Origin of the sequence: Nocardia sp. NPDC004151 (assembly GCF_042874235.1) — a bacterium.
GTDB lineage: Bacteria > Actinomycetota > Actinomycetes > Mycobacteriales > Mycobacteriaceae > Nocardia.
Window position 1 is genome coordinate 286812 of sequence record NZ_JBIAMR010000005.1, and the last position, 23718, is coordinate 310529.

The 23718-nt window shown below is 68.9% G+C and carries 13 protein-coding genes; 7 read left to right on the top strand and 6 right to left on the bottom strand.

What is annotated here, in order from left to right:
* Positions 1-2: 2 nt before the first annotated feature.
* A complete protein-coding gene (locus ACFYTS_RS14755) occupies positions 3-1259 on the bottom strand; it encodes a methyltransferase domain-containing protein (protein WP_387304350.1) in 1257 nt (418 codons plus the stop codon).
* A gap of 519 nt (positions 1260-1778) precedes the next feature.
* On the opposite strand from ACFYTS_RS14755, the gene ACFYTS_RS14760 reads away from it, so the two are divergent.
* Both ACFYTS_RS14760 and ACFYTS_RS14765 read left to right on the top strand, forming a co-directional pair.
* The gene (locus ACFYTS_RS14760; protein WP_357277467.1) at positions 1779-3290 is read left to right on the top strand and encodes a sugar transferase; all 1512 of its coding nucleotides are present in this window, start codon (positions 1779-1781) and stop codon (positions 3288-3290) included.
* Positions 3291-3402: 112 nt separating this feature from the next.
* Positions 3403-7875 carry a caspase family protein gene (locus ACFYTS_RS14765; RefSeq protein ID WP_387304354.1) on the top strand — a complete coding sequence of 1491 codons (4473 nt, stop codon included), beginning with the start codon at positions 3403-3405 and terminating at the stop codon, positions 7873-7875.
* 7 nt (positions 7876-7882) lie between these two features.
* Here the strand turns inward: ACFYTS_RS14765 and ACFYTS_RS14770 are convergent, their stop codons facing one another.
* Positions 7883-8338, bottom strand: coding sequence for a nitroreductase/quinone reductase family protein (locus tag ACFYTS_RS14770; protein ID WP_357277463.1), 456 nt, complete (start codon positions 8336-8338; stop codon positions 7883-7885).
* Between the two features lie 74 nt (positions 8339-8412).
* The gene (locus ACFYTS_RS14775) at positions 8413-11688 is read right to left on the bottom strand and encodes a BTAD domain-containing putative transcriptional regulator (protein WP_387304358.1); all 3276 of its coding nucleotides are present in this window, start codon (positions 11686-11688) and stop codon (positions 8413-8415) included.
* A 101-nt stretch (positions 11689-11789) separates the two neighbouring features.
* Here ACFYTS_RS14775 and ACFYTS_RS14780 point away from each other — a divergent pair, with 101 nt between their 5' ends.
* The 3 genes from ACFYTS_RS14780 (at position 11790) to ACFYTS_RS14790 (ending at position 14586) form a co-directional block, all read left to right on the top strand.
* Positions 11790-12464: a hemerythrin domain-containing protein gene (locus ACFYTS_RS14780; protein WP_387304361.1), complete on the top strand. Its 675-nt coding sequence runs from the start codon at positions 11790-11792 to the stop codon at positions 12462-12464.
* A 92-nt stretch (positions 12465-12556) separates the two neighbouring features.
* A complete protein-coding gene (locus ACFYTS_RS14785) occupies positions 12557-13783 on the top strand; it encodes a cytochrome P450 (RefSeq protein WP_387304364.1) in 1227 nt (408 codons plus the stop codon).
* Positions 13784-13857: 74 nt separating this feature from the next.
* Positions 13858-14586 carry a TetR/AcrR family transcriptional regulator gene (locus ACFYTS_RS14790; protein ID WP_357277454.1) on the top strand — a complete coding sequence of 243 codons (729 nt, stop codon included), beginning with the start codon at positions 13858-13860 and terminating at the stop codon, positions 14584-14586.
* Positions 14587-14655: 69 nt separating this feature from the next.
* On the opposite strand, the gene ACFYTS_RS14795 is transcribed toward ACFYTS_RS14790, so the two are convergent.
* From ACFYTS_RS14795 to ACFYTS_RS14805, 3 genes are all read right to left on the bottom strand, one after another.
* Positions 14656-15462: a tyrosine-protein phosphatase gene (locus ACFYTS_RS14795; RefSeq protein WP_387304368.1), complete on the bottom strand. Its 807-nt coding sequence runs from the start codon at positions 15460-15462 to the stop codon at positions 14656-14658.
* Between the two features lie 136 nt (positions 15463-15598).
* Positions 15599-17866 (bottom strand): MMPL family transporter, encoded by a 2268-nt coding sequence (locus tag ACFYTS_RS14800; protein WP_357277449.1) that lies wholly within the window; start codon positions 17864-17866, stop codon positions 15599-15601.
* A gap of 115 nt (positions 17867-17981) precedes the next feature.
* Positions 17982-19373: a threonine/serine exporter ThrE family protein gene (locus tag ACFYTS_RS14805; RefSeq protein WP_387304641.1), complete on the bottom strand. Its 1392-nt coding sequence runs from the start codon at positions 19371-19373 to the stop codon at positions 17982-17984.
* 137 nt (positions 19374-19510) lie between these two features.
* Between ACFYTS_RS14805 and ACFYTS_RS14810 the strand changes: the two genes are divergently transcribed.
* Together ACFYTS_RS14810 and ACFYTS_RS14815 are read left to right on the top strand one after the other, a co-directional pair.
* Complete coding sequence (locus ACFYTS_RS14810) at positions 19511-21418, top strand: acyl-CoA dehydrogenase (protein ID WP_387304371.1); 1908 nt, start codon at positions 19511-19513, stop codon at positions 21416-21418.
* 147 nt (positions 21419-21565) lie between these two features.
* Complete coding sequence (locus ACFYTS_RS14815; protein ID WP_387304374.1) at positions 21566-23704, top strand: MMPL family transporter; 2139 nt, start codon at positions 21566-21568, stop codon at positions 23702-23704.
* The last annotated feature ends 14 nt before the right edge of the window (positions 23705-23718 follow it).

Genomic DNA, 23718 nt, shown 5'->3' on the forward strand with positions numbered 1-23718 from the left:
CTTTACCTTTCGGCAGGTGTGGATGCGGCGGCGTCGTCGAGCGTCGCATGATGAAGATGGGGGAGTGGGTAGACGATCTCGCCGCCCCACTCGAGGACGTGACGCAGTTGCGCGGTGATCTCGCGCTCGAGATTCCACGGCAGCACCAGCACCACATCGGGGCGATCGGCGTCGATCCGCTCCGGTTCGTGTATCGGGATGCGGGTGCCGGGCGTGAACCGCCCGTGCTTGTAGGGGTTGCGGTCGACCGTGTACTCCAGCAGGTCGGTCCGGATGCCGCAGTAGTTGAGGAGGGTATTGCCCTTGCCGGGGGCGCCGTAGCCGACGACCCGCTTGCCGGAGGCCTTGGCGTCCAACAGGAATCGCAGCAGATCCTGGCGCACCAGTTCGGTATCGGGGCGCAGCTCCAGGTAGCCGGCGACCTCGTGCAGCCCGGCGTCGGTCTCGAGGCGCAGGACCTCGGCGACTCGATCGGTGGGGGTGCCCACGCCCTGCGGTCGAGCCCAGACGCGCAGGGAGCCACCGTGTGTGCCGATCAGCTCGCAGTCGACCACCTCGAGCCTGGCGGTGGCCAGGGCGCGCTGGGCGGACAGCAGTGTGTAGTACTGGAAGTGCTCGTGATAGATGGTGTCGAACTGGGCCAGCGCCACCAGGTTCAGGGCGTGGTGCACCTCGATCGACAGCCAGCCGTCGTCGGCCATGAGCGCGCGCAGCGAGCGGGTGAAGCCGAGCAGATCCGGGATATGGGCATAGACATTATTGGCCACCACCAGATTTGCCGGTCCGTGCTCGGCCACCACCCGGGCCGCCAGCTCCTCGTCGAGGAAGCCCGTTTCGGTTGGTACGCCTTTGTTCCGCGCTGCCGCACCGACATTCACCGACGGCTCGATGCCCAGACATGGGATGCCTTCGGCCACCGCGTGCTGCAGGAGATAGCCGTCGTTGCTCGCCACCTCAATTATGAAACAATTGTCGTTCAGTTTTAGCTGTTCGATTGCTTGGTCGACGAAGAGTTTTGCGTGCCGGACCCAGCTGTCCGAGAATGATGAGAAGTAGGCATATTCGGTGAATGTCTCTTCCGGGGTGATCAGAGCCGGAATTTGCAGCAGCAGACAGTTTTCGCAGAGCCGCAGATGCAGCGGATATGTCGCTTCCGGCAGGTCCAGCTCGTCGGCGGTGAGAAATTTCTCGCAGGGCGGCGTGGCGCCCAGGTCAAGAACGCTGAGCAATCGATTCGAATCGCAAAGACGGCATTGCACGAAGTTTCCCCATCTTTCACCGAGTCCGGGCCGCCCGCGCTGCGCCGGATGACCTGTGGGTCGGCTCGGTCCGGCCTTACGTTACAACAGGATTGCGTGGTACTCAGGGGCCCGACGATGGACCGATAATGCCAAAACAACTGAAAATTTGCGACCCGCAGAACCAGGCGTCCGCTCGGCAAACCGTCAGGCCTTGCGCCGCAAGGGTTTCGACCAGCTCACACCGTGTGGCTTGCGTAGTTCAACCTGCGATTTTGCGAATAGGGGAAATAGGGGGGTGGGTGGGGGAACCGGTCAGGTTCCTATCCGTTACTTTCCGGAAACGTTGAGGCCGTACGTGATTGGGGGTGTATGACATCCGGGGTGTGTAACATTCGCCTTCTGGCCGCCGAAAGACTCGGCGGCATCATCGGTTGTCATGGTCTGAAAGCCCTTGGGAAACCGGCGTCAGCCTGGTCGTGGAACTGATCAGCGGGGATCGGAACCGAGTTCTCCCGTGGGGGAGGTGCGTTCGTCTTCATGTCATATGAAATCTCTGCCGGTCGCGCCGTGCGCGTGTACCGGCCACCACGTACCGAGCCGCGCTCGGATCGTGAACGCTGGCAAGCGGATTACGCCAGTCGGCTATTTATCAGCGACCTATGCGTAGTGATCCTATCCGTCGGTTTCGCTCAGTGGATTCGTTTCGGCGGATCCGGTGCCGAGCCCCCGTTGGCGTCCCAACTGCCGCTCGAGGTTCGTTACACGATGGTGTCCGCCGTGCTGGCGCTGGCCTGGTCGGTGACGCTGACGCTCAGCGGCACCCGCTCGCCTCGCGTGATCGGAAGTGGCACAGAGGAATACCGGCGCGTGGTGTCCGCCTCACTCAAGCTCTTCGGTGGAATAGCTATTGCATCGCTATTGCTGCGCGTGGATATCGCTCGCGGGTACCTCGCCATCGCCCTGCCGCTCGGCATGGTGTTGCTCATGGTGGAACGGCGGATCTGGCGGCGCTGGGTCGCGGGCCGGCGCGCTCGCGGCGCCTACCGCACCGCCATGCTGGTGGTCGGCAGTCCCGAGGCGGCGCGAGCGATGGTGTCGGCCTTCTCGCTGGACCGCGACTCCGGCTATCAGGTGATCGGGGTCTGCACCCGCACCGAGGCAGCGCTGGCGGAATCGGTGCTCGAGGTCGGCGGACGGGAAATCCCGGTGGTGGCAGGCGATCACGATGTCATCGACGCCGTGCGGCGCACCGGGGCGGACACCGTCGCGGTGACCGCTACGGACAATCTCGGGCCCGCCGACTTCCGCCGCATGGCATGGGAGCTCGACGAACTCGGTGCCGAGTTGATCGTGACGCCCGGCCTGGTCGACATCGCGGGCACCCGGCTCACCCACCGGGTGGTCGCGTCCATGCCGATGCTGCACGTGGAGAAGCCGCAATACGACCGGGCGAAGTCGATTCGCAAGGGCGTGTTCGACTTCTGCTTCGCCGTCGCCGCCCTGCTGGCCATCGCGCCCGCGCTGGCCATGATCGCGCTCGCGGTGAAGCTGTCCAGCCGCGGCCCGGTCTTCTACCTGTCCGAGCGGATCGGCCGCGACGGGCAACCGTTCCGGATGATCAAGTTCCGCAGCATGTACGCCGACGCCGAATCGCACATCAACGCCCTCATCGACAGCAATGGCGGCAACCCGCTGTTCTTCAAGGTCCGCGACGATCCGCGCGTCACGTCCGTCGGCAAGGTGATCCGCAAGTACTCCCTCGACGAACTACCACAGTTCTTCAATGTGCTGCGCGGTGAGATGAGCATCGTCGGCCCCCGGCCGCAGGTACGGCGGGAGGTCGACTCCTATGACGGCGTCATGCGACGGCGTTTGCTGGTGAAGCCGGGCGTCACCGGGTTGTGGCAGGTGAGCGGGCGCTCCGACCTCGCGCCCGAGGACGCCATGCGCCTGGACCTGTCCTATGTCGAGAACTGGTCCATGGTGTTGGACCTCCTGCTGATCGCGAAGACGATCGGCGCGGTGACCCGCGGCGAGGGCGCGTACTGAGGCAAGCGACCAATACGTAAGGCGCGCATCGCATCCAGCGGTGCGCGCCTTTTCGATTCATCCCATGGCAGACTCTCTGGAACAGTGACGTATGGGGGAAGGACACGGGAGGATGACGCTTCCAGATCCGGAAGCCTCGCGCGCGATCCTCATCGGAACCGCGCGCTACACCTCGGATTCCGGCTTCGAGTCCTTCCCCGAAGTAGAGCGCAGTCTGCTCGACTTCGCCGAATTCCTGCGTGGCGAAACGGGACTGCCGGCGGATCACATCGATGTGGTTCTCGATCCCGGCGACAGCACGACCATCGCGGCCCGGGTCACCGCCGCCGCTCGCGCCGCGACCGGGCTGCTGCTCGTCTATTACGTCGGCCACGGGGTCGCGGTCGACAACCAGTTGCATCTGACCCACACAGGTTCGCGCTCGGCCGACGCCGATGTCACCGCGCTGCCGTATCCGGTGCTGCGGTCGCGGATCAAGTCCAACGCGCGCGGCCCCGTCGTCGTGATTCTCGACTGCTGCCACAGCGGAAGAGCCTTCGGCCGTGACGTTCTCGCCGGGGAGGGCGAGCCGTTGCGGGAGGCCACCGATATCGACGGCGCGTTCGTTCTCACCGCGACCGACGAGAAGACCACGTTCGCGCGAGCGACCGGGGGTGGCGGCCGCACCGCCTTCACCGGCATGATGCTCGACACCCTGCGCGCCGGGGTGCCGACGGCCGACCGGTACCTCACCATGACCGTCCTGTTTCGCGAACTTCGCACGCGGCTGCCGGCCGCGAGCATGCCGAAACCGAAGGCGCTGGAACGAGGCACGGCGGGACGAATCGCGCTGGCCGCCAATGCCGGATGGACCGGCCGCACCGAACCCGCCACGCTGCCCGGCATCGGCGATACCCCGTATCGGGCCACGATCCGCGACATCGCGCCCGCGGAGGGCCTGTCCGATCGCGACGCGGAGTTGGCCGAACTCGCCGACTTCTGCACCGGCGACGAGGCGTACCTGTGGTGGCGGGCCGGACCGTGGGCGGGCAAGACGGCCCTGATGTCCTGGTTCGCCCTGAATCCGCCGCCGCGGGTGCGGGTGGTGGCCTTCTTCATCACCTCCCGCATGGCTGATCAGGACGATCATCGGGCGTTCACCGACGCCGTGCTGGAACAGCTCTCGGCGCTGCTGCCGGATCAGGCCGCCACCGTGGCCAGCGCGACCGGGAGCCGGGACGGGCTGCGCCGCCACATGCTCGCGCTGGCCGGCGAACGGGCAGCGGAGGTCGGGCACCGGATCGTGCTGCTGGTGGACGGGCTCGACGAGGATCGCGGCCGGACCAGTATCGCCTCGCTGCTACCGAAGAACCCCGGACCCGGACTCCGGGTCCTCGTCTCCGGGCGTCCCAATCCCGCACTCCCGCTGGATGTTCCCACCACACATCCGCTCCGGCACTGCCGCCGCCGCGAACTCGGACCGTCGGCCAAAGCCTTCGACATCCGCGATGCCGCGCAGCTGGAACTGCGGGGGATTCTCGAACGCTCCGACGCGGACCAGCAGATTCTCGGACTGGTGACCGCGGCGCGCGGACTGACCCGCGCCGAGCTCGAGGATCTGACCGGGTGGCCGCCGTTCCTCATCGAGACCATCCTGTCGGGCGTCACCGGACGCACCTTCCGGGTCCGGTCCAGCCGGTTCGGGTCCGACCACGTGTACCTGCTCGCGCACGAGACCCTGCAACGCGAGGCCGAAGCGACGCTGGGCCGTGCGCTCCTCGCGGAATATCGAAACCGGTTCCACGCCTGGGCCGACCGCTTCCGCGACCGCGGGTGGCCGGTGGAGACGCCGACGTATCTGCTGACGCGATACTTCTCGATGCTGCGCAGGCACGGCGACATGGTGCGGATGACCGAACTCGCCCTGGACACCGCGCGCCACGATCGGCTCCTGCTGCTGTCCGGCAGCGACCAGATCGCGCGGACCGAGATCGCTACCGTGTCGGGTGTCTGGCTCGAACAGCGGGATCCGGACCTGGTCGCGGTCGGCGAACTCGCCCTGCGGCGGCACCGGCTGACTCGGCGCGGGCGCGATATTCCCGCGAAATTGCCCGCGGCACTGGCCGACATGGGTGAGGTCGTGCGCGCGCGGAGCCTGGCGGACGGCCTGCTGGACCCGCGCCGCCGCCTGCGCGCCCGGATCGGCGTCGCCTCGACTCAGTTTCTCCGGGACGATCCGCCACACAATCGGGCCGTGATCGACTCGCTGCGGGAGTCGGAGACCTCCGTGGTGCGCGACGCGGATCTCGCTCGCCTCGTCGACGCCCTGATCGCCGTCCCCGATATCGAGAGCGCCGAACTGCTGGCCGACGAGATCACCACTCCCGTGGAACGGGTTCGGATACTCGCGCAACTGATTCCGGCCTGGCGCTCACTGGGTCGTGCGGACGCGATCTCGGCGGCGAAGACCGAGATCGACCGCCACGTGGTGTGGGCGCGCGCCGCGGAACGCGACGAGGTGCTGCGGTCCGCGGTGCGCGCCTTCGCGGCGCTGGACGAGCACGACCGCGTCGAGGAGCTGAGCGGAGCCGCCGAATCCGTCGGGGTGCGGGTGGTCGCCGTCGCGGCTGTCGCGCGTTCCCTCGTCTCGCAGGGGGACACCGAATCCGCTGCCCGCCACCTGCGGTCGATCCGGTCCGAGCTCGCGCCGATCAGCAGCAAAGTGGTCCGGTCGCACGCGCTGGCCGCCATCGCCGACGATCTCGTCGCGGCCGGGTTCGCCGAAGTGCTGCGTGCGGAGGCCGATGCCGTGCTGGTCGACGTCGAGGCCTGGCAGGCCCAGCTGGAGGCGTCGGACACCGGCTTCGACGCCGCGTTCAACGACGCGATCAGCGGGATCGCCGACTATCCCTGGGGTCATATCGAGGCCGCGGTCGTGCAGCTGGCCGAGTGCCTCGTCGCGCTCGGGAACGCCGACCGCGTGGTCGCGCTGGCGCGCCGATTCACCCGGGGGACAGGCGGACTCGAGGTGGCGGTCCGAGCGGTGACCGCCCTGCTCGCGGCGGATCGGACGGCCGATGCCCGGCGGCTCGTCGCGGAGATCGAGCTCCGCGCGTACCAGAGCATCGACCCGCGCGAGCGTGATCTGGTCCTGTACGCGATGGTGCGGGCGCTGGCGGTCGCCGGGGAATGGACGCGCGCTGTCGCGGTGGCCGATCGGATCGACGGCGACGACCACCGGATCCTGGCCTTCACCTATCTCGGGACGCGGTCCGCCGAATCCGCGCCCCGCGGAGGCGTTTTCCTCGAACGAGCGATGAGCGCTATGCGCGTCGGCACCGCGCTGCCGAACGGCGGCTACCTGCGGACCGACCGGTCATTTCTCACCGTGCTCTTCGCCACCGACTGGCTCGGCTCGGCGGCGCGGGAGTCGAGCACCCCGCTGGCCGACGTGGTTCGCGCGCTGCTCGCCGGGGCGGCGGTCGAGCGGGTGCGCGAGCTGACCGATCACCTCACCCTGATGTACCACGGCTCGCTCGATCCGGTGGACGGGCTGGCCCCCGGGCTGGGCCGCCTCGCGGTGCTGCTGGCCGAGACCGGTCAGCTCGCTCTGGCCCGCGAGCTGATCGACGGAATCACCCTGCTCCCCGTCTGGTTGACCTCGCGGATGAGCGCGGGCGCGGGCATCTGGAGCGAACCCGCCACCGTCGCGGAGCTGATCGACGATGCCGAGGAAATCGCGGTGGCGCTGCGGATCATGGTCGAGGAAGGCGGCAGCGAACTCGCCGCCCTGGTCGCCGCGCTGGTGCGCGAGGACGCCGACCGGGCCGCGGCCGCACGCGATTCACCCGACCTGCTGACACATCGTGTAGTGAGCGCCCTGTTCTCGGCGGCCCTCGGCGATGCCGACGCGGTGACCAGGCTGCTGACGAGCCGGTGGATGACCGCGCTCGGCGAACAGCGGGTGCTGTCGTTGCTCGCGAGTTCGATCGCCCGCGCAGGGGCGGTGGACCGGGCGCTGGCGGTCGCCGAACAGCTCACCGACGACCTCGCCCGATCCGTCGCGTACCGGGAGATCCTGGCCGCGCAGGTGAAGGCGGGACGCGAGCCCAACGTGCTGACCCGCCGCCATTCGATTCCGGTGATCGGAGAACGCATTCATGCCATGGCACAGGTGATTCCGGCGCTGACCGACGGTGACCGATCGGAGCGCTCGAAGACGGCGCTCGCCGCCGCCACCCAGCTGCTCGCGCAGCTCCCCCCGGACGAGGTACGGGACCGCGCGGCCGCCCGGCTGGTCGATGCCGCCCTCGCCATCGGCGAACTCGACCAGGCCGTCGAACTGGCCCGCGGCACCACCCGCGACCTGCGCGGGGAACTCCTCACCCGGATCGCCGACGGTCTGGTCCGCGCCTACCCCGACGTACCGCCCGCCGACCAGGGCTTCGCTCGTCGCCGTATCCGCCGTCTCCTCGCCGAGGCGTGGAGCGTGGCCCCCTGGTCCTCGGTGCTGGACACCGTGGCCCGGTTCGATCCGGTCCTACTGGTCGGCATCACCGACGAGGCCCTGCGACTGGACTCCCTGGAACGCGTGACCACTCGGTGAACGTCGATCAATGTCCGGCGCGCGGGGTCAGTTCGACGACGGGAATCACTCGGGCCGTGCGGTTCTGGTAGGTGGCGTACCCGGGGTAGGCCTCCAGGATCTGGGGCCAGCGGGCCTCGCGTTCGGCGGCGGACAGGACACGAGCCGTCATGGACTGCGAAGGACCATGCTGGAACGACACTTCCACCGACGGGTTGGCGGACAGGTTGTGGAACCAGGCCGGCGAGATGTCGTCGCCGCCGCGTGAGGCCACGAGCAGGTAGCGGGGTCCGTCCACGATCGGGACGGTCAGCACGACGGTGTGCGAGCGGCCGGTGCGCCGGCCGGTGGTGGTGAGGGTCAGGGTGGGCATGTTCTTGAAGCGGGTGCCGAACCGGCCGCCGCTGAGGTCGAGCAGGCGGCGGTGCAGCGTCGTCGAGGTCTTCAGGAACAGTTCGGTGGCGGTGCGGTGGAGGTCGGGCACGGCGGGCTCCTCGGGTCGGTGGGACGGTCGGGAACAACGATCGAGCCACCCACTAGTAGACGACCAGTGACCGGTCAGTGGCCGAGGCGCGCCCGGGCGGCGGTCATCCACCCGGGGTTTCCGCACGCCTGCGCGATGGCGAGGGCGTCGCGGTGGTGCTCGGCGGCCAGAGCGGCCTCACCGCGCCGCGCCGCCAGATCGCCGAGCACGGTATCGACGGGACCGACGACATACGCGCCGGTGTCGGCGCCGCCCAGACGACCCCGGTAGACCATCAGATCGGTGTAGGTCGCCGCCGCCACCCGGGGCGTGCCCAATTCCGCGACCACCATGCCGCGCAGGGTGAGGAAGAACGAGCGGAACCGGTCGTGCCGGATCGGTTGCGCTCGGCGCCAGGCCGATTCGGCGGCCGCACGATCGCCGGCGGCCAGCAGGACCAGCACGTGGAAGTCGACGACGGCGTCCAGCGACACCGCGTCGGCCTGCTCGATGAAGGTCGTGAACACCGGCGCCAGCTCGGCCAGCCGCCCGCGGCCCAGATGGACCGTGAAAATGGCCATCAGCACGATGCCGTCAGCATTGAGAATGCCCGCGCCGGTGAGCAATTCACCGGCGCGGAAATACTGGCGCTCGGCGTCGTCGGGGTCACCGGCGGCCAGCGCCAACAGCCCGCGAGCCATCGTGTTGGCCAGCTGAGCCTGCCGCCATTGATAGCGGTCGGCCGTCACCGTGGTCGCCTCGAGATGCTCGCGGGCCGCGGCCAGATCTCCGACGGAGGCGGCGGCTTGCAGCGCGATGGTGTGGCCCAGCAGCTGATACGTGTGATCGCTGGTGCGCTGCCCGATCTCGATCAGCTCGGCGCCCAGCCCGCCACGATCCGGGGTGTCGTACAACGAGGCCCGAGCCTGGAGCACCGGTGCGAGCAGGGTGTCGTCGCCCAGCTCACGGGCGATCGCCTCGGCCTCGGCCGCCGCCGGGCTCGCCTGTTCGCCTGCCTCGCCGCCGATCTCGTCGACCAGCGCCACCAGCAATCGGCAGCGGTCGGCCGGGGACAGGCCGGGCAAGCGCAGCGCGTTCTCCAGCCGGGCGACGATCGGGTGCTCGACCACGCCGTACTGCCGGTTCATCCACGGCGTCGGCGCGTCCCAGGCGGTGAAGGCCCGCACCACCAGGTCCGGGCGATCGGCATCCTCGGCCAGGCGCACCGCGTGGTCACGGGCGGCGCGCGCGGCGAGCGCGGACCCCGCGGAGAGGTGATCGTGACCGGCTCTGCCCAGCAAGGCGATTCGCTCGTCGACGGTCTCGTCGCGGGGGAGTCGCTCCAGCGCGGCGACCGCGCGCTCGTAACCGGTCGCGGCGACGTCGTAGGCGAAACGCCGCTCGGCTCGCTCGGCGGCGGCCACCGCGTAGCGGGCGGCTCGCCGCGCCGTCTCCGGGGTCACCGATTCGCCGAAGTGGTGGGCCAGGGCGGTCAGATCGTCCGGGGCGATCTCCTCGAGGGCGGCCCCGATCCGGCGATGCCAGCGGTCGCGGCGCACCCGTGACAGATCCCCGAGCAGGGTGTCGCGGACCAGGACGTGGGTGAAACGGGCGCGGCCACTGGCGGGTTCGTCGAGCAGACCGGCCACGCTGCCCGCCTCGACGGCGTTGAGCACGTCCTCCTCACCGACCTCCGCGGCCCGCAGCAGCACCGCGAGATCGAACTCCCGGCCGATCACCGCGGCCAGGCGCAGCAGCGCCACGTCGGTCTCCGGCAGGCGGGACAGTCTGCGGCGCAGCACATCTCGCACGCCCTCGGGGACCTCGGACGCGGCGACCAGCTCGCCTTCGCTGCGCAGCAGGCGTGCCGTCTCGGTGAGATAGAACGGGTTGCCGCCGGTGCGTTCGTGCAGCGTCGCCAGCACCGAGTCCGCCGGGGCGCTGCCGGTCAGCGCGGTGACGAGCCGGGCGCTGTCCTCGATGTCGAGGCCGCGCAACTGGATTCGCGCACGGATCGTGGTCGCGACACCGGCCAGGGCCTGCGTCAGCGCGGGTGGCGCTTCGTCGGGCCGGTAGCCGATCACGACGAACACCGGCGCGTGGGTGGCCGCCGCGGCGAGCAGGGCCGCGGTCTCGGCATCACAGCGATGGACGTCGTCGAAGAGAATCGCCAGCGGTCCCCCGGCCGCGACGGTGGTCAGATAGTCGCACACCGCACGGTGCAAGAGGAACCGGCCGTGCGCGCGGTCGGCCTCGGGTGCGCCCGCGGCGTCGGTGAGCAGGGGAGCGAGAGCGGGCGTGAGCCCGGCGGGGTCGTGCTCGGCGGCCAGAGCGCGCAGGATCTCGACCCACGGCCACGCCGAAGGCGCGGCCTCGTCCTCGGGGCAATGACCCAGCACCACGCGATAGCCCCCGCCGCGGAGGTCCTCGCGCAGGCGGCGCAGCAGCGAGGACTTGCCACTGCCCGCCTCACCCACCACGGTCGCCGTCCGCGGACCGGGAGACGCGGCGGCCGCGTGCAGTGTCGCGAGTTCGGTTGCCCGACCGAGGAACTCGGGGGCGACCGGGCCCGGAACCGGATCGCGTGGCGGCGCGGGGACGGCGATCGTCTGCTCCTGCACGGGGATTCGCTGGGCGAGGATGTCGGCTTCGAGCCGGGTCAGGGCCGGTCCCGGATCGATGCCCAATTCCTCGGCGAGCACCTCGCGCGCCTGCCGCAGCGCCGCGAGCGCGTCGGCTTGGCGGCCCGCGCGATACCGCGCCAGCGCGGTGAGCCGCCACGCCTCCTCCCGCAACGGATGCTCCCGGCACAGCACCTCGGCCTTGGCCGCCGCCAGCGCGGGTTCATCCTGTTCGAGCAGTGCCACGGCGAGCTGTTCCCGCGCGCTCAACCGCAGCTCCTCGAGTCGCACGGCTTCCGCGCTCGCCCAGGATTCCTGCGCGAACGCCCCGTACGCCGGACCCTGCCACGCGGCCAGCGCCCGCTCGAGCGCGCGTCGGCGTTCGCGCGGATCGTCCAGTCGCGCAGCCGCGTCCAGGTCGGCGCCGAACGCCCAGGCGTCCACCTCGGCGGTGTCGAGTCGCAGCGCGTACCCGGGAGCGCGGCTGATCAGCACCGTCGCCGGTGTCCGCGGTGCGCGATCCGGTTCCAGCAGTCGGCGCAGGTTGGAGACGTACGCCTGGAGTGAGCCCAGCGCCCGGGGCGGCGGCTCGCCGCGCCACAGGTCATCGATCAACCGATCGACCGGCACCACGTCGCCCCCGGCGACCAGCAGTCGCGCCAGCACCCCGCGTTGCCGCGGCCCGCCGAGATCGAGTTCCCCGCGCTCGCCGGTCGCGGTCAGTGCACCGAGTACCCGAATCCGAACCATGATCGCGTAAGTCTAGGACGGCCGCCCCTAGTACGCCTCGAGTCGATTCCAAGCGCGCCGAAGCATTCTCGGCGCAGTCACCGACCTCGACAGGAGCAGCCATGAGCATCGACATCGCGCAGGCCCGGCCCGACACCTACGACATGGTGGTCGTGCACAATGCCTTTCGCCGCCACTTCCGCGCCCTGCCCGCCCTGGCGGCCGGCGTCGCCCCGGGCGATATCGAGCGCGCCCGCGTCCTGGCCGACTTCCTGGCCGAACTCGGCACCGGGCTGCACAGTCATCACACCGGCGAGGACGAACTGATGTGGCCGCTGCTGCTCGAACGCGCCCCGATGGCCGCCGCCCTCATCCTGCGCCTCGAGGAACAGCACGAACGCATCGCCGAACTCTCGACCCGCGCGCAGCGCGACGCCGCCGAGTTCGCCACGGCCGCCGAGCCCGCCGCACGAGACCGGTTCGCCGCCACCGCCGCCGCGCTCGCGGCCGCGTTGGACGAGCACCTCGCCGAGGAGGAGACTCACATCCTGTCGGTCGTCGAGCAGGTCATGACCGTGTCGGAGTGGCGGGCGCTCGGCGAACGCGGGCGCGCGCACATGCCCAAGGATCGCCAGCTGGTCTTTCTCGGCTTCCTCCTGCACGCCGCCTCGGCGCCCGATCGGCGCAAGGTTCTCGCGGAGCTCCCGCGCACCGCGCGCCTGGCATGGCGGCTGCTCGGCCGCCGCACGTTCGACCGGGAATATCGCCAGGTCTACGGCACCGAACCGAACTGGTGACAGATCAAATGAACGCTATTTAGTAATACGTGTTCACAAACCGGCCTGTGGTGTGGTTCACTCGACGTCGAACGTGTTCCAAAGGAGGTTCCGTGTCCGCGCCGTCCATTCCCAACGGTTTCGACTTCACCAACCCCGACCTGCTGGCCGAGCGCCTGCCGGTCGAGGAGTTCGCAGCTCTTCGCAAGCAAGCCGCTCCGTTCTGGGTGCCGCAGGCCGATGGCCTGACCGGCTTCGACGACGGCGGCTACTGGGCCATCTCCCAGATGGATGACATCAAGGAGATCTCCAAGAACCCCGAGCAGTTCTCCTCCGAGGAGAACACCGCGGTCATCCGCTTCTACGGCGACATCGCCCGCGAAGAGATCGAGGTGCAGCGCTACCTGCTGCTGAACATGGATCCGCCCAAGCACACCAAGCTGCGCCGCATCATCTCCAAGGGCTTCACCCCGCGCGCGGTCGAGTCGCTGCGCAACGCCCTGCGCGAGCGCGCCGAGCGAATCGTGCACGAGGCCAAGAAGAACGGCTCCGGCAACTTCGTCGAGCAGGTCGCCTGCGAGCTGCCGCTGCAGGCCATCGCCGAGCTCATCGGCATCCCGCAGGAAGACCGTCGCAAGATCTTCGACTGGTCGAACCAGATGATCGGCTACGAGGACCCCGAGTTCAACGGTGACCACAAGGTCGCCACCGCCGAGGTCATGGGCTACACCTACAACCTCGCCGAGCAGAAGCGCGGCTGCCCGGTGGACGACATCGCCTCCACCCTGCTGCAGGCCGACCTCGAGGGCGAGTCGATGGCCTCCGACGAGTTCGCCTGGTTCATGATCCTGCTGTCGGTGGCCGGCAACGAGACCACCCGCAACGCCACCACGCACGGCATGAAGGCGTTCGTGGACAACCCGGATCAGTGGGAGATCTACAAGGAGCAGCGTCCGCGCACCGCTCCCGACGAGATCGTCCGCTGGGCCACCCCGGTCATCGCCTTCCAGCGCACCGCGACCGAGGATCTGGAGCTGTCGGGTGCCTCGATCAAGAAGGGGCAGCGCATCGGAATGTTCTACAGCGCGGCCAACTTCGACGAGAAGCACTTCGAGGACCCGTACAAGTTCAACGTGCTGCGCAACCCCAACCCGCACGTCGGCTTCGGCGGCACCGGCACCCACTACTGCGTGGGCGCCAACCTGGCCCGCCTGCAGCTGGATCTGATCTTCAACGCGATCGCCGACGTGATGCCGAACATCCGCCAGATCTCCGAGCCGGTCCGCCTGCGCTCCAGCTGGCTCAACGGCATCAAGAGCTGGGAAGTCGCCTACGAGTGAGCGATCAGGCCCCGGACGCGGTAACTTTTGATACCCCATCCGGGGCCCTGTTCGTTTCTACATTGGAGTCAACCATGAGTGAACCTCGCCGACGCGGACGAGCGCCGGCGGTCAGCGACGCCGATATCCGCCGCGTCGCGCGGTCACTGCTGGTCGACCACGGCCCGGACGCGATCACGCTCCGGGCCATCGCCCGTGAATTGGGCATCACCGCCCCCGCGCTGTACCGCTATTACGAGTCGCGCGACGACCTGGTCGCCGCCGTCCGCACCGACGTCTGCCTCGACCTGGCCACGGATCTCGAGGCGTCGGTGGAGGGCCTGCCCGACGATGCCGGGGTCCGCTTCTTCGCGATCTGCCGCGGCTTCCGCCGCTGGGCGCTGAACCACTCGCGCGAATTCACCCTGGTCTTCGCCTCCCCGGTCGCCGCCGGAATCACCAGCGCCATGCAGCAATTCGGCGAACCGGTCGGCCGCATCTTCCTCGGGGCCGCGGGCCGTCTGCTCACCGACTACCAGGTCGTGACCACTCCCACCGAGCTGATCCCGCCGGAACTGCGCGACGACCTGATCACCTTCCAGACGGAACTGCTTCGCGTGCTGGCGGATTCGGGCCAGAAGTTCCCCGCCGAGAAACTCGACCTCGGCGTCAGCTACGTCATGATCCAGTTCTGGGCCCGCCTCTACGGTCACGTCACCCTCGAGGTCTTCGGCAACTACCCGATCCAGATCTCGCACCCCGACGTGCTCTTCGACTCCACCCTGGCCGATATCGGCCGCGGCATCGGCCTCGTCGCGCGCTGACCCGGTGTCGCGAACCGTGGTGGCCCGCAACCGATCCGGTGACGGGCCACCGGGGCAATCGCGTCTCGATCAGGCCAGCATCTTGGCCTTCAGCGCGGCGATGTCGGCCGCGGTCAGCCCGAGGCCAGTGCTCACGTAGTTGGCGAAGCTGCCGTAGGACTTGTTCGCCTGGGCGAAGGCCGAGTCGAGCTCGGCGGCGGTCACGCCGTTGTTCACGTCGCCGGGGGCGGCATCGCGGTAGTAGCTCGACAGCATGAAGTCGTAGTACACGGTGTCCTTGTCGACACCCAGCAGGGTCAGCAACACCGCGCCCGCCCAGCCGGTGCGGTCCTTGCCCGCGGTGCAGTGGAACAAGACCCCGCCGTTGTTGTACGCGATATCGCGGAGGACGTCGGCGAAGCCCGCGTTCGCGCCCGGCGAGGTGATGAACTGCGGGTACGCGTTCGCGGCCGACGACGCCGTGCTCAACCCCGCCAGCGGCGAGGCCCCGCCCATGATGTCGTCGTGGTGTTCGGCCGCCCCGGCGGGGACCTTGTCCGCGCCGTTGAGCAGCTGTTCGTAGTTGGTGCGCAGATCGTGCACCGAGACCACATTGTGCGCGGCCAGCGCGGCCACATCGGCGGTGGTCGCCGAACCCAGTGCGGCGGTGCGGAACACCAGATCGGTGCGGACGGTGTGACCGTCCGCAGTCCGATAACCGCCCACGTCGCGGGCATTCTGCACACCGGAGAGGTTCAACGAGCGCGCGGCCGGATCGAGCAGCACATTGGCGGTCGCCACCGGCGGATCGACCGCGAGTGCCAGACCCGGCGAGACCCCGAAGGTCAAGGCGGCGGCCAAAATCGCGGTCGCACCGAGCGTGCGAGGTCGAATCATGAGGCATTCCCTTCGATAGAACGTCCCGGCACCCGCCGGTGCGTACAACACCGGGCCAGGACAGCCGGGAGCCTAGCTGACACTGTGTCTATCGAATGGATACTTTGTTAGCGAATATCGGGTGTGGCTGAAAAGGTCAGACGCTGAGGCGCGAACCTCCTGCCGCGCCGACCATTTCGGCCACCGGGGGCTCGGCGGGGGTCGGTTCGTCCTCCAGGATCGGTTCGCTCAAACCGATGCGCTGCTGGATGCGCTTCATCCAGGCCGGGGCCCACCAGCAGCGGTCGCCGAGCAGCTTCATCACCGCCGGGACCAGCATCATGCGCAGCACGGTGGCGTCGATGACGAGGGCCGCGATCATGCCGTAGGCGATGTACTGCATGAGGACCAGGTCGGAGAAGGCGAAGGCGCCGGTGACGACCAACAGGATCAGCGCCGCCGCGGTGATGATGCGGCCGGTGTGGGCGGTGCCGGAGCGGATCGCCTCCTCGGTGCTCGCGCCGCGGGCGCGGGCCTCGACCATCCGCGACAGGAGGAAGACCTCGTAGTCGGTGGAGAGGCCGTAGATGATGGCGATGATGAGGAACAGGATGTTCGCCTGAATCGGCTGCGGCGTGAAGTTGAGCAGCGTCGCGCCGTGGCCCTCGGTGAAGATCCAGGTGAGGATGCCGAGGGTCGAGCCCAGGCCCAGCACGCTCATCAGGGCGGCCTTGAGGGGCAGCACCAGGGAGCCGAAGGTCAGGAACATCAGGATCGTGGTCGCGGCCAGGACCAGGGCGATCATCAGCGGGAGACGGTCGAGCAGCGCGGCGATGGTGTCGTGCTGGACCGTGGGGACGCCGGTCACCATGAGGGTGGTGCCGTCGGCGGTCTCCAGATTGCGCAGGAAGTCGATCGTCTTGTCGTACTTGCTGGAATCGACCAGATACGCCTGGGTCTTGTAGATCGTCGGATCGGTCTGGGACCGGGTCGGGATCTCGAAACCGGAGGGCAGCAGACCGGGAGCGAAGCTCGCGCGCTCCACCAGCGGGCCCACCTCGGTGCTGTCACCCGTGACGATGATCAGTTCGATCGGGTCGGATTTGCGCAGCGGGAAATAGGTGTCGATCTCGTGCTGAGCCACCCGCACCGCATTGTCCGGCGGCAGATACTTCTCGCTGAAACCGCCGAACGCGATATTGCGCACCGGCAGGATGAGCACCAGCAGGCCGAGGATCAGCAGCGCGGTGATCTTGCGCGGATGCCGCATCACCCAGGCGGTGCAACGGCCCCAGAAGCTCTGCTCCACATCGCGGGCCGCGTCGGCGCGCCGGAATCGCTCGATCCCCAGGGCGTTCACCCGCGGGCCCAGGATCGCCAGCATCGCGGGCAGAATCGTGACGGCCGTGAACGCGGCCAGGCTGACCGTGGCGATCGCGCCGTAGGCGATGGACTTCAGGAAGCCCTGCGGGAACAACAGCATCCCGGCCAGACTCGCGACGATCATGGTCGCCGAGAACACCACCGTGCGGCCCGCCGTCGTCACCGAACGCCGCACCGCGGTCGGGGTGTCGTACCCGGCGGCCACTTCCTCCCGGAAACGGCTCACGATGAACAACGCGTAGTCGATGGCCAGGCCCAGCCCGATCATCGAAACGACCGGAGCGACGAACGAATTCACTTCGGCGACATTGGTGATCCCTCGCACGATGCCGTTCGCGCCCAGAATCGTCAGCACACCGATCATGAGCGGCAGCGCCGCCGCGACCACGCCGCCGAAGATGAAGAACAACAGGATCGCGACGGCCGGGATCGCCAGCAATTCCATGCGATGGGTGTCGGCCGAGATGGTGTCGGTCAGCGCCGTCCCGATGGGTTGCAGCCCACCGACCTTCACATCGATGCCCGGCACCGCGAACGCGTTCTTCACCTGCACGTAGTGCGCCGACAGTACGTCACCGGTCTCACCCTTGAGGGCGATGGAGGCGACCGCGCGCGTCTTGTCCTTGGTGGCGAGGCCCGACTGCGAGCCCAGGGTCGTGGTCACCCCGGGCCAGTAGGTGGCGTTGACCGCCTGCACGGCGTCGGGGAACCGCGTGGTGAGGGAGTTGAGACTGTCCACCACCGGCTGATTCACGGTGGGGTCGTCGACGGTCGTCCCGTCCGGAAAGTGATAGATGATGACCATGTCCGCGGCGTGATTCGGCCCGAAGGCGCCCGCGGCCAGCTCCGCGGCCTGCACCGACTCCGAATTCGGGTCGTCCAGACCACCCGCGCTGAGGCGACCCTCGAACCCCAGCGAGTACGCGCCGAGGGCCAGCAGGGCGGCCGCGACCGCAGCCAAAACGAGAAAGCGATAGCGGGCGACGAGTTGTCCCCATAGCGCGAAGACATCGCGTTCGCGCGGGCGGCGGCTCGTGGTCATACTGCACGGTAACAGGCATGATCAGAATTAATTAAAAGCCTTGTCTGGCAATACAATTAGAATTACGAGAAACGTGATTTCATGATAGATAAAAGGTATTTATCGAGGTCGCGAATCAACCGGCCGCGAGCCGGGGGCGGCGCAACGAGCCCATGCGGCGGATGATGCGCGGACGCCGCAGGTCACGGGCTATCCATTCACCCAGGGTGACGCCCGCGGCCAGCGCCAGACCGACCGCGAACGCGCTGAACAATTGGTTCAGCCCGATCAGCAGTTCGTCATTGAGCAGCGCGTACAGCCCGCGATAGACCTTCAGACCCGGCAGCAGGGGAGTGATGCCCGCGACCGCCACCACCAGCGGGGGCGTCAGCGCGCGCCGGGCGAGCAGGCCACCGGCCAGACCCACCACGGTGGCGGCCACGCCCGAGGAGACGACCGGCCCGAATCCGAAATGCTGGGCCAGCAGATAGACCACGGTGGCAGCGCCACCGCTGAACGCGGCCGCCGCCAGCGCCCGCTGCTCGGCGTAACAGGCCAGCGCGAACGCCCCGGACGTCACCGCACCCGCGAACAGCTTGAGCGGCAGATTGGTCAGATCGCGGGTCGAGACCATCTCGACCGTCGGCACCGTCGCCTCGAACACCTCCGCCACCCGCAGCGTGAGCGCGATCCCGGCGATGATCCCGACGGTCATCATGATCACTTCCAACATGCGCGCCGACGCTGTCACCGGCGCCCCGGTGATCGCGTCCTCCACCGCGCCCACCAGTTGTAAACCGGCCAGCAACACCGCGATTCCGGCCGCGATGATCAGCGCCGGATCCAGTCGCAGCCCGGCCGCGAAGGTGGACACCAAGACCGCGGGCGCCGCGGCGATGACGCCACCCATCATGTGCTGGAAGAAGAACGGCAGCCCGCGCCGGTTCAACAGCCGGTTGGTGCGGTCGATGAGCATGGTGGTCACGAAACTCAGCAGCCCGATCAGCCAGCCGCCGTTGAGCAACAGCGCCACGGCCGCGGCCATCAGCGCCCAGCCCAGCGTCGCCGACCAGCGCGGGTACGGATGCGGCGCGGAGGTGATCTCGTCGAGGGCGGAGAGCGCGTCCTGCGGCGGCACCAGTTCGCTGCGGATGCGCCGGGTCAGCCGGTCCACCGCGGCGAGCCGGGTGAAGTCCAGCGACCGGTAGTGCACGACCCGCATGGTGGTGGCGGGCGGCAGCCGGGTGCCGCGGTCGGCGGAGATACGGATCGAGTTGTAGGTGACGTCGATATCACAGTGGGACAGACCGTAGGTGGCGGCGATGAACTCGATCTGGGTGGTGGTGTCCATCACCGCGGTGCCCGATGCCAGCACGACTTCCCCGACCCGCTCGGCCAGATCCAGCACCTCGGTCACGGTCGCGTCGTCGGTGAGATCGATCGGCTGGACCGGGGCGGGCGCCTCCACGACGGTGTCCACGGTGGCGCGCTGATCAGCGACGACGTGATCGGAGACGGTGGTGAGCAGGCGGCGCCACCACCGGGTGCGCGGCCCCGCGGGCAGACCCGGCGACTCGACGGCCACCTCATTGCTCACAGTAAGAAACGTACACGGGCGATCGAGATCACCAGGATGAGCACAGCCGTGGCAGTAGTGTTTTGGCTATGGCGACGAGCGGCGTTTCGATCTCCGAAGAGCTACGCACGGCACTCGACGGCCCCTGGCGGGAGGTTCGTCAACGGGCCCGCGCAGTCCTCCACGACGACCGCCTCTTCGGCGATCCGAGCCTCGATCTGAAAGCAGCGCGGGCTCGCGTGCTGGACCAGATGGGGCTGGTCTCCTCCTTCGGCTGGGTCGAACCCGGCTTCCGCCACCCCGACGGCACCCCCGGCGACGCGGGCGCGATCGTCACCGCGCTCGAGATGCTCGCCTACACCGACCTGTCGCTGTGGGTGAAAAGCGGTGTGCAGTGGGGACTTTTCGGCGGCGCGGTCGAGAATCTGGGCACCGAGCGGCACCGCGAGTACCTCGACGAGCTGATCCCGCTGCGCCTGCTCGGCTGCTTCGCCATGACCGAGACCGGCCACGGCAGCGATGTCGCCAACCTGGAGACCACCGCCACCTACGACCCGGCCACCCGGGAGTTCGTGGTGCACAGCCCGACTCCCTCGGCCCGCAAGGACTACATCGGCGGCGCGGCCGAACACGCCCGCATGGCAGCGGTTTTCGCGCAGCTGATCACGGGCGGGCAGAGCCAGGGCGTGCACTGCTTCCTGGTCCCCATCCGCGACGAGGCGGGCGGTGACCTGCCCGGTGTGACCACCTCCGACTGCGGCTACAAGGGCGGCCTGCCGGGTGTCGACAATGGCCGAATCCTGTTCGACCAGGTCCGGATTCCGCGCGAGAACCTGCTCAACCGGTATGCCGACGTGGCCGAGGACGGCACCTACAGCTCCGAGATCGAGAACCCCAGCCGCCGCTTCTTCACCACCCTGGGCACCCTGGTGCGCGGGCGGGTCAGCGTCGGCGGCGCGGCGGCCGCCGCGGCCCGGGTCGCGCTGAGCATCGCGGTCCGCTACGGCGAGCAGCGGCGGCAGTTCGCCGACCCCGACACCGGGGAGGAGACGGTGCTGATGGACTACCGCAGCCATCAGCGCCGCCTGCTGCCGCTGGTAGCCCGCTCCTACGCACTGGCTTTCGCGCAGAACGACCTCGTGTACCGCATGCACCTGGTGCAGACCGGGCAGGAGACCGACCCGCGCGCGCGGCGCGCGCTGGAGAACCGGGCCGCCGGCCTCAAGGTGGCGCAGACCCGTTTCGCCACCGCCGCCATCCAGGAATGCCGCGAAGCCTGCGGCGGCGCGGGCTATCTCACCGAGAATCGCCTGGTCACCCTCAAGGCCGACACCGATGTGTTCGTCACCTTCGAAGGCGACAACACGGTCTTGACCCAGCTGGTCGCCAAGGACCTGCTGACCGCGTACGCCGACGAGGTCCGCGACCTCGACGCGCTCGGCTGGGTGAAGTTCGCCGCCACCATGGCCCGCGACGTGGTGCGTGAGCGATCCGGTGTGCGGCAGATGATTCAGCGCCTGCGCGACCGCGGCGACGACACCGTCGACGAGGGCGACCTGTCGCGGCGCTCGATCCAGTTGCAGCTGTTCGCCGATCGCGAGGACTACCTGGTCCGTACGGCCGGACACCGGTTGCGCGCCCGCGCGAAGGAGACCGGGCCGTTCGAGGCCTTCAACAACGCGCAGGACCACATCCTGGCCGCGGGGTCGGCGCACATCGAGCGCTTGGTGCTGGAGGCCTTCATCGACGGTATCGCCGGTATCGAGGATCCGGAGGCGCGGGCGCTGGCCGACACGGTCTGCGATCTGTTCGTGTATTCGACCATCGAACAGCATCAGGCCTGGTACATCATGCACCGGTTCATGTCGGTGGAGCGGGCCAAGTCGGTGCGGCGCGGGGTGAACGAACTCGTGGACCGGCTCCGGCCGCAGGCGCTCACCCTGATCGAGGGCCTGGGCGTCCCGGAAGGCCTGCTGCGCGCCGCCATGCTCGGCTGAATCCTCTCACCGCACCGACCCTCACACTGTCGTCATTTTCAGGATTTGATCGGAACCGTCCACCCGAATCGCAACGCTGCGAGGGGAAATCGTGATCCTGGGATATCCACGGCCGCACGCCGAGCGGGCCACACGATGATCGACACATTGATCGCACCGGCACTGCGCACGCCGAAATTGGTGCTGGCCCTGGTCGCCGTCGCGTTCGTGCTGTGCGGGGCGCTCGGCACACAGGCCGGCGCACGACTGTCCAACGGCGGCTTCGTCTCCACCCACTCCGAGTCCGAGCAGGTGGCCGGGGTACTGGAACGCGACTACGGCAGGTCCGGCATGCAGCTGGTGCTCACCGTCGAATCACCCCGCGGCGCACAGGATCCTGCGGCCGTGGCCCTCGGCGAGAACATCGCGCAACGGCTCCGGGGCGACTCGCGCGTCTCCGCGGCCGTCTCGCCGTGGACCGATCCGACGCTGACCAAGACGCTGCTCAGCAGGGACGGCACGATCGGGCTGATCGTGGCCACTGTGCGCGGCGACGAGAACACCGCGCCCGGCACGGCCCGCGACCTGGCCGACGAATTCACCGGCGCCCACGGCGACATCACCGTCCAGGCCGGGGGACAGGCCATGATCTGGAACGAGACGAGCGAGCAGACCCAGAAGGACCTGGGCCTGGCCGAGGCCATCGCGCTGCCGCTGACCTTCCTACTGCTGGTGTGGTACCTCAGAAGCCTGGTGGCCGCGGCCATTCCGTTCGCCACCGGCGTGGTCGCCATCGCCGGGGCCAGCGCGGTGCTGTACCTGCTGACCTTCGTGATCGAGCTGTCGGTTTTCGCGCTGAACATCATCACCGCCCTCGGACTGGCGCTGGCCGTGGACTACTCGCTGCTGATCATCGGACGCTATCGGGAGGAGATCGCCGCCGGCCGCGACCGCACCACGGCGCTCACCGTCGCCATGCGCCGCGGCGGCCGCGCGGTCGCCTTCTCCGGGCTCACCGTGGGCATCGCCCTGGTCGGAATGGTGTTCTTCCCCATGGGCTTCCTGCGGTCGATGGCCGCGGCCGGGCTGGCGGTGGTGGCGCTGTCCATCGTGCTCGCGCTGACCCTGGTACCCGCCCTGCTGATGGTGCTCGGCGACCGCATCAACCGGAAACCGTTGCGCGAGGCCGCACCCGTCGAGGACAGCGTGCTGTACCGGGTGGCGCGGGGCGTGCAGCGCCGCCCCGCCCTGTGCGCGCTGCCGGTGCTCGCGCTGCTGCTGATCCTGGGCGCGCCGATCGCGGATCTGAAACTCGGGTTGCCCGACGACCGCGTGCTGCCCGCGACGCTGTCATCGCACCGGGTCGGTGATCTGCTGCGAAATCGGTTCGACGACAACGCGACCGGCGCGGTGCACATCATCGTGCGCGCGCCGGGCAACGCCGTGAGCGCCTACGCGTCGGCGTTGTCGCGGGTGCCCGGCGTGGAAGCCGTCATCGCCCCGTCCGGCACCTACGCCCACGAGCGGATGATCGCCCCCGGCGACGCCGCCGCGACCGGACCGGACTCCGTCCACCTCACCGTCGCCACCCGCCTGGACCCGTACTCCGACCGCGCCCAGCGCCAGCTCGACGCCTTGCGCGCGATCGACGCCCCCGGGCCGGCGCTGTTCGGCGGCGCGGCCCAGCAGACCGCGGACGCGGCCCACGGTGTCGCGCAAGGCGTCCCGAAGGCGCTGGCCTGGATCGGCATCGTCACCTTCGTGCTGCTGCTGTTGCTCACCGGCAGCGTGGTGCTGCCGCTGAAAGCACTCGTCCTCAATGTGCTCTCGCTCTCGGCGACCTTCGGCGCGCTGGTCTGGATCTTCCAGGACGGCCATCTGGGTGGGCTCGGCACCGAGGCCGTCGGATACACCATCGCCACCATGCCGGTGCTGTTGTTCTGCGTGGCCTTCGGACTGTCCATGGACTACGAGGTCTTCCTGCTGGCCCGCTTCACCGAGGAGTGGCGCCGTTCGGCGAAGACCCGCGCGGACAACGACACCGCGGTCGCGCTGGGCATCGCCCGCTCCGGCCGCATCGTGACCGCGGCGGCCCTGCTCATGGCCGTGGTCTTCGCGGGGATCGCCGCCAGTCAAGTCACCATGAACCGGATGCTGGGCGTGGGACTGGCGCTGGCGGTGCTACTGGACGCCACCCTGGTGCGCATGGTGCTGGTCCCGGCGTTCATGCGGGTCATGGGCACCGCGAACTGGTGGGCCCCGCCCCGGTCGCGGCCGCTGCTGGAACGGGCCGCGCTGCGCGACTGAGCGCGGCCGCTATC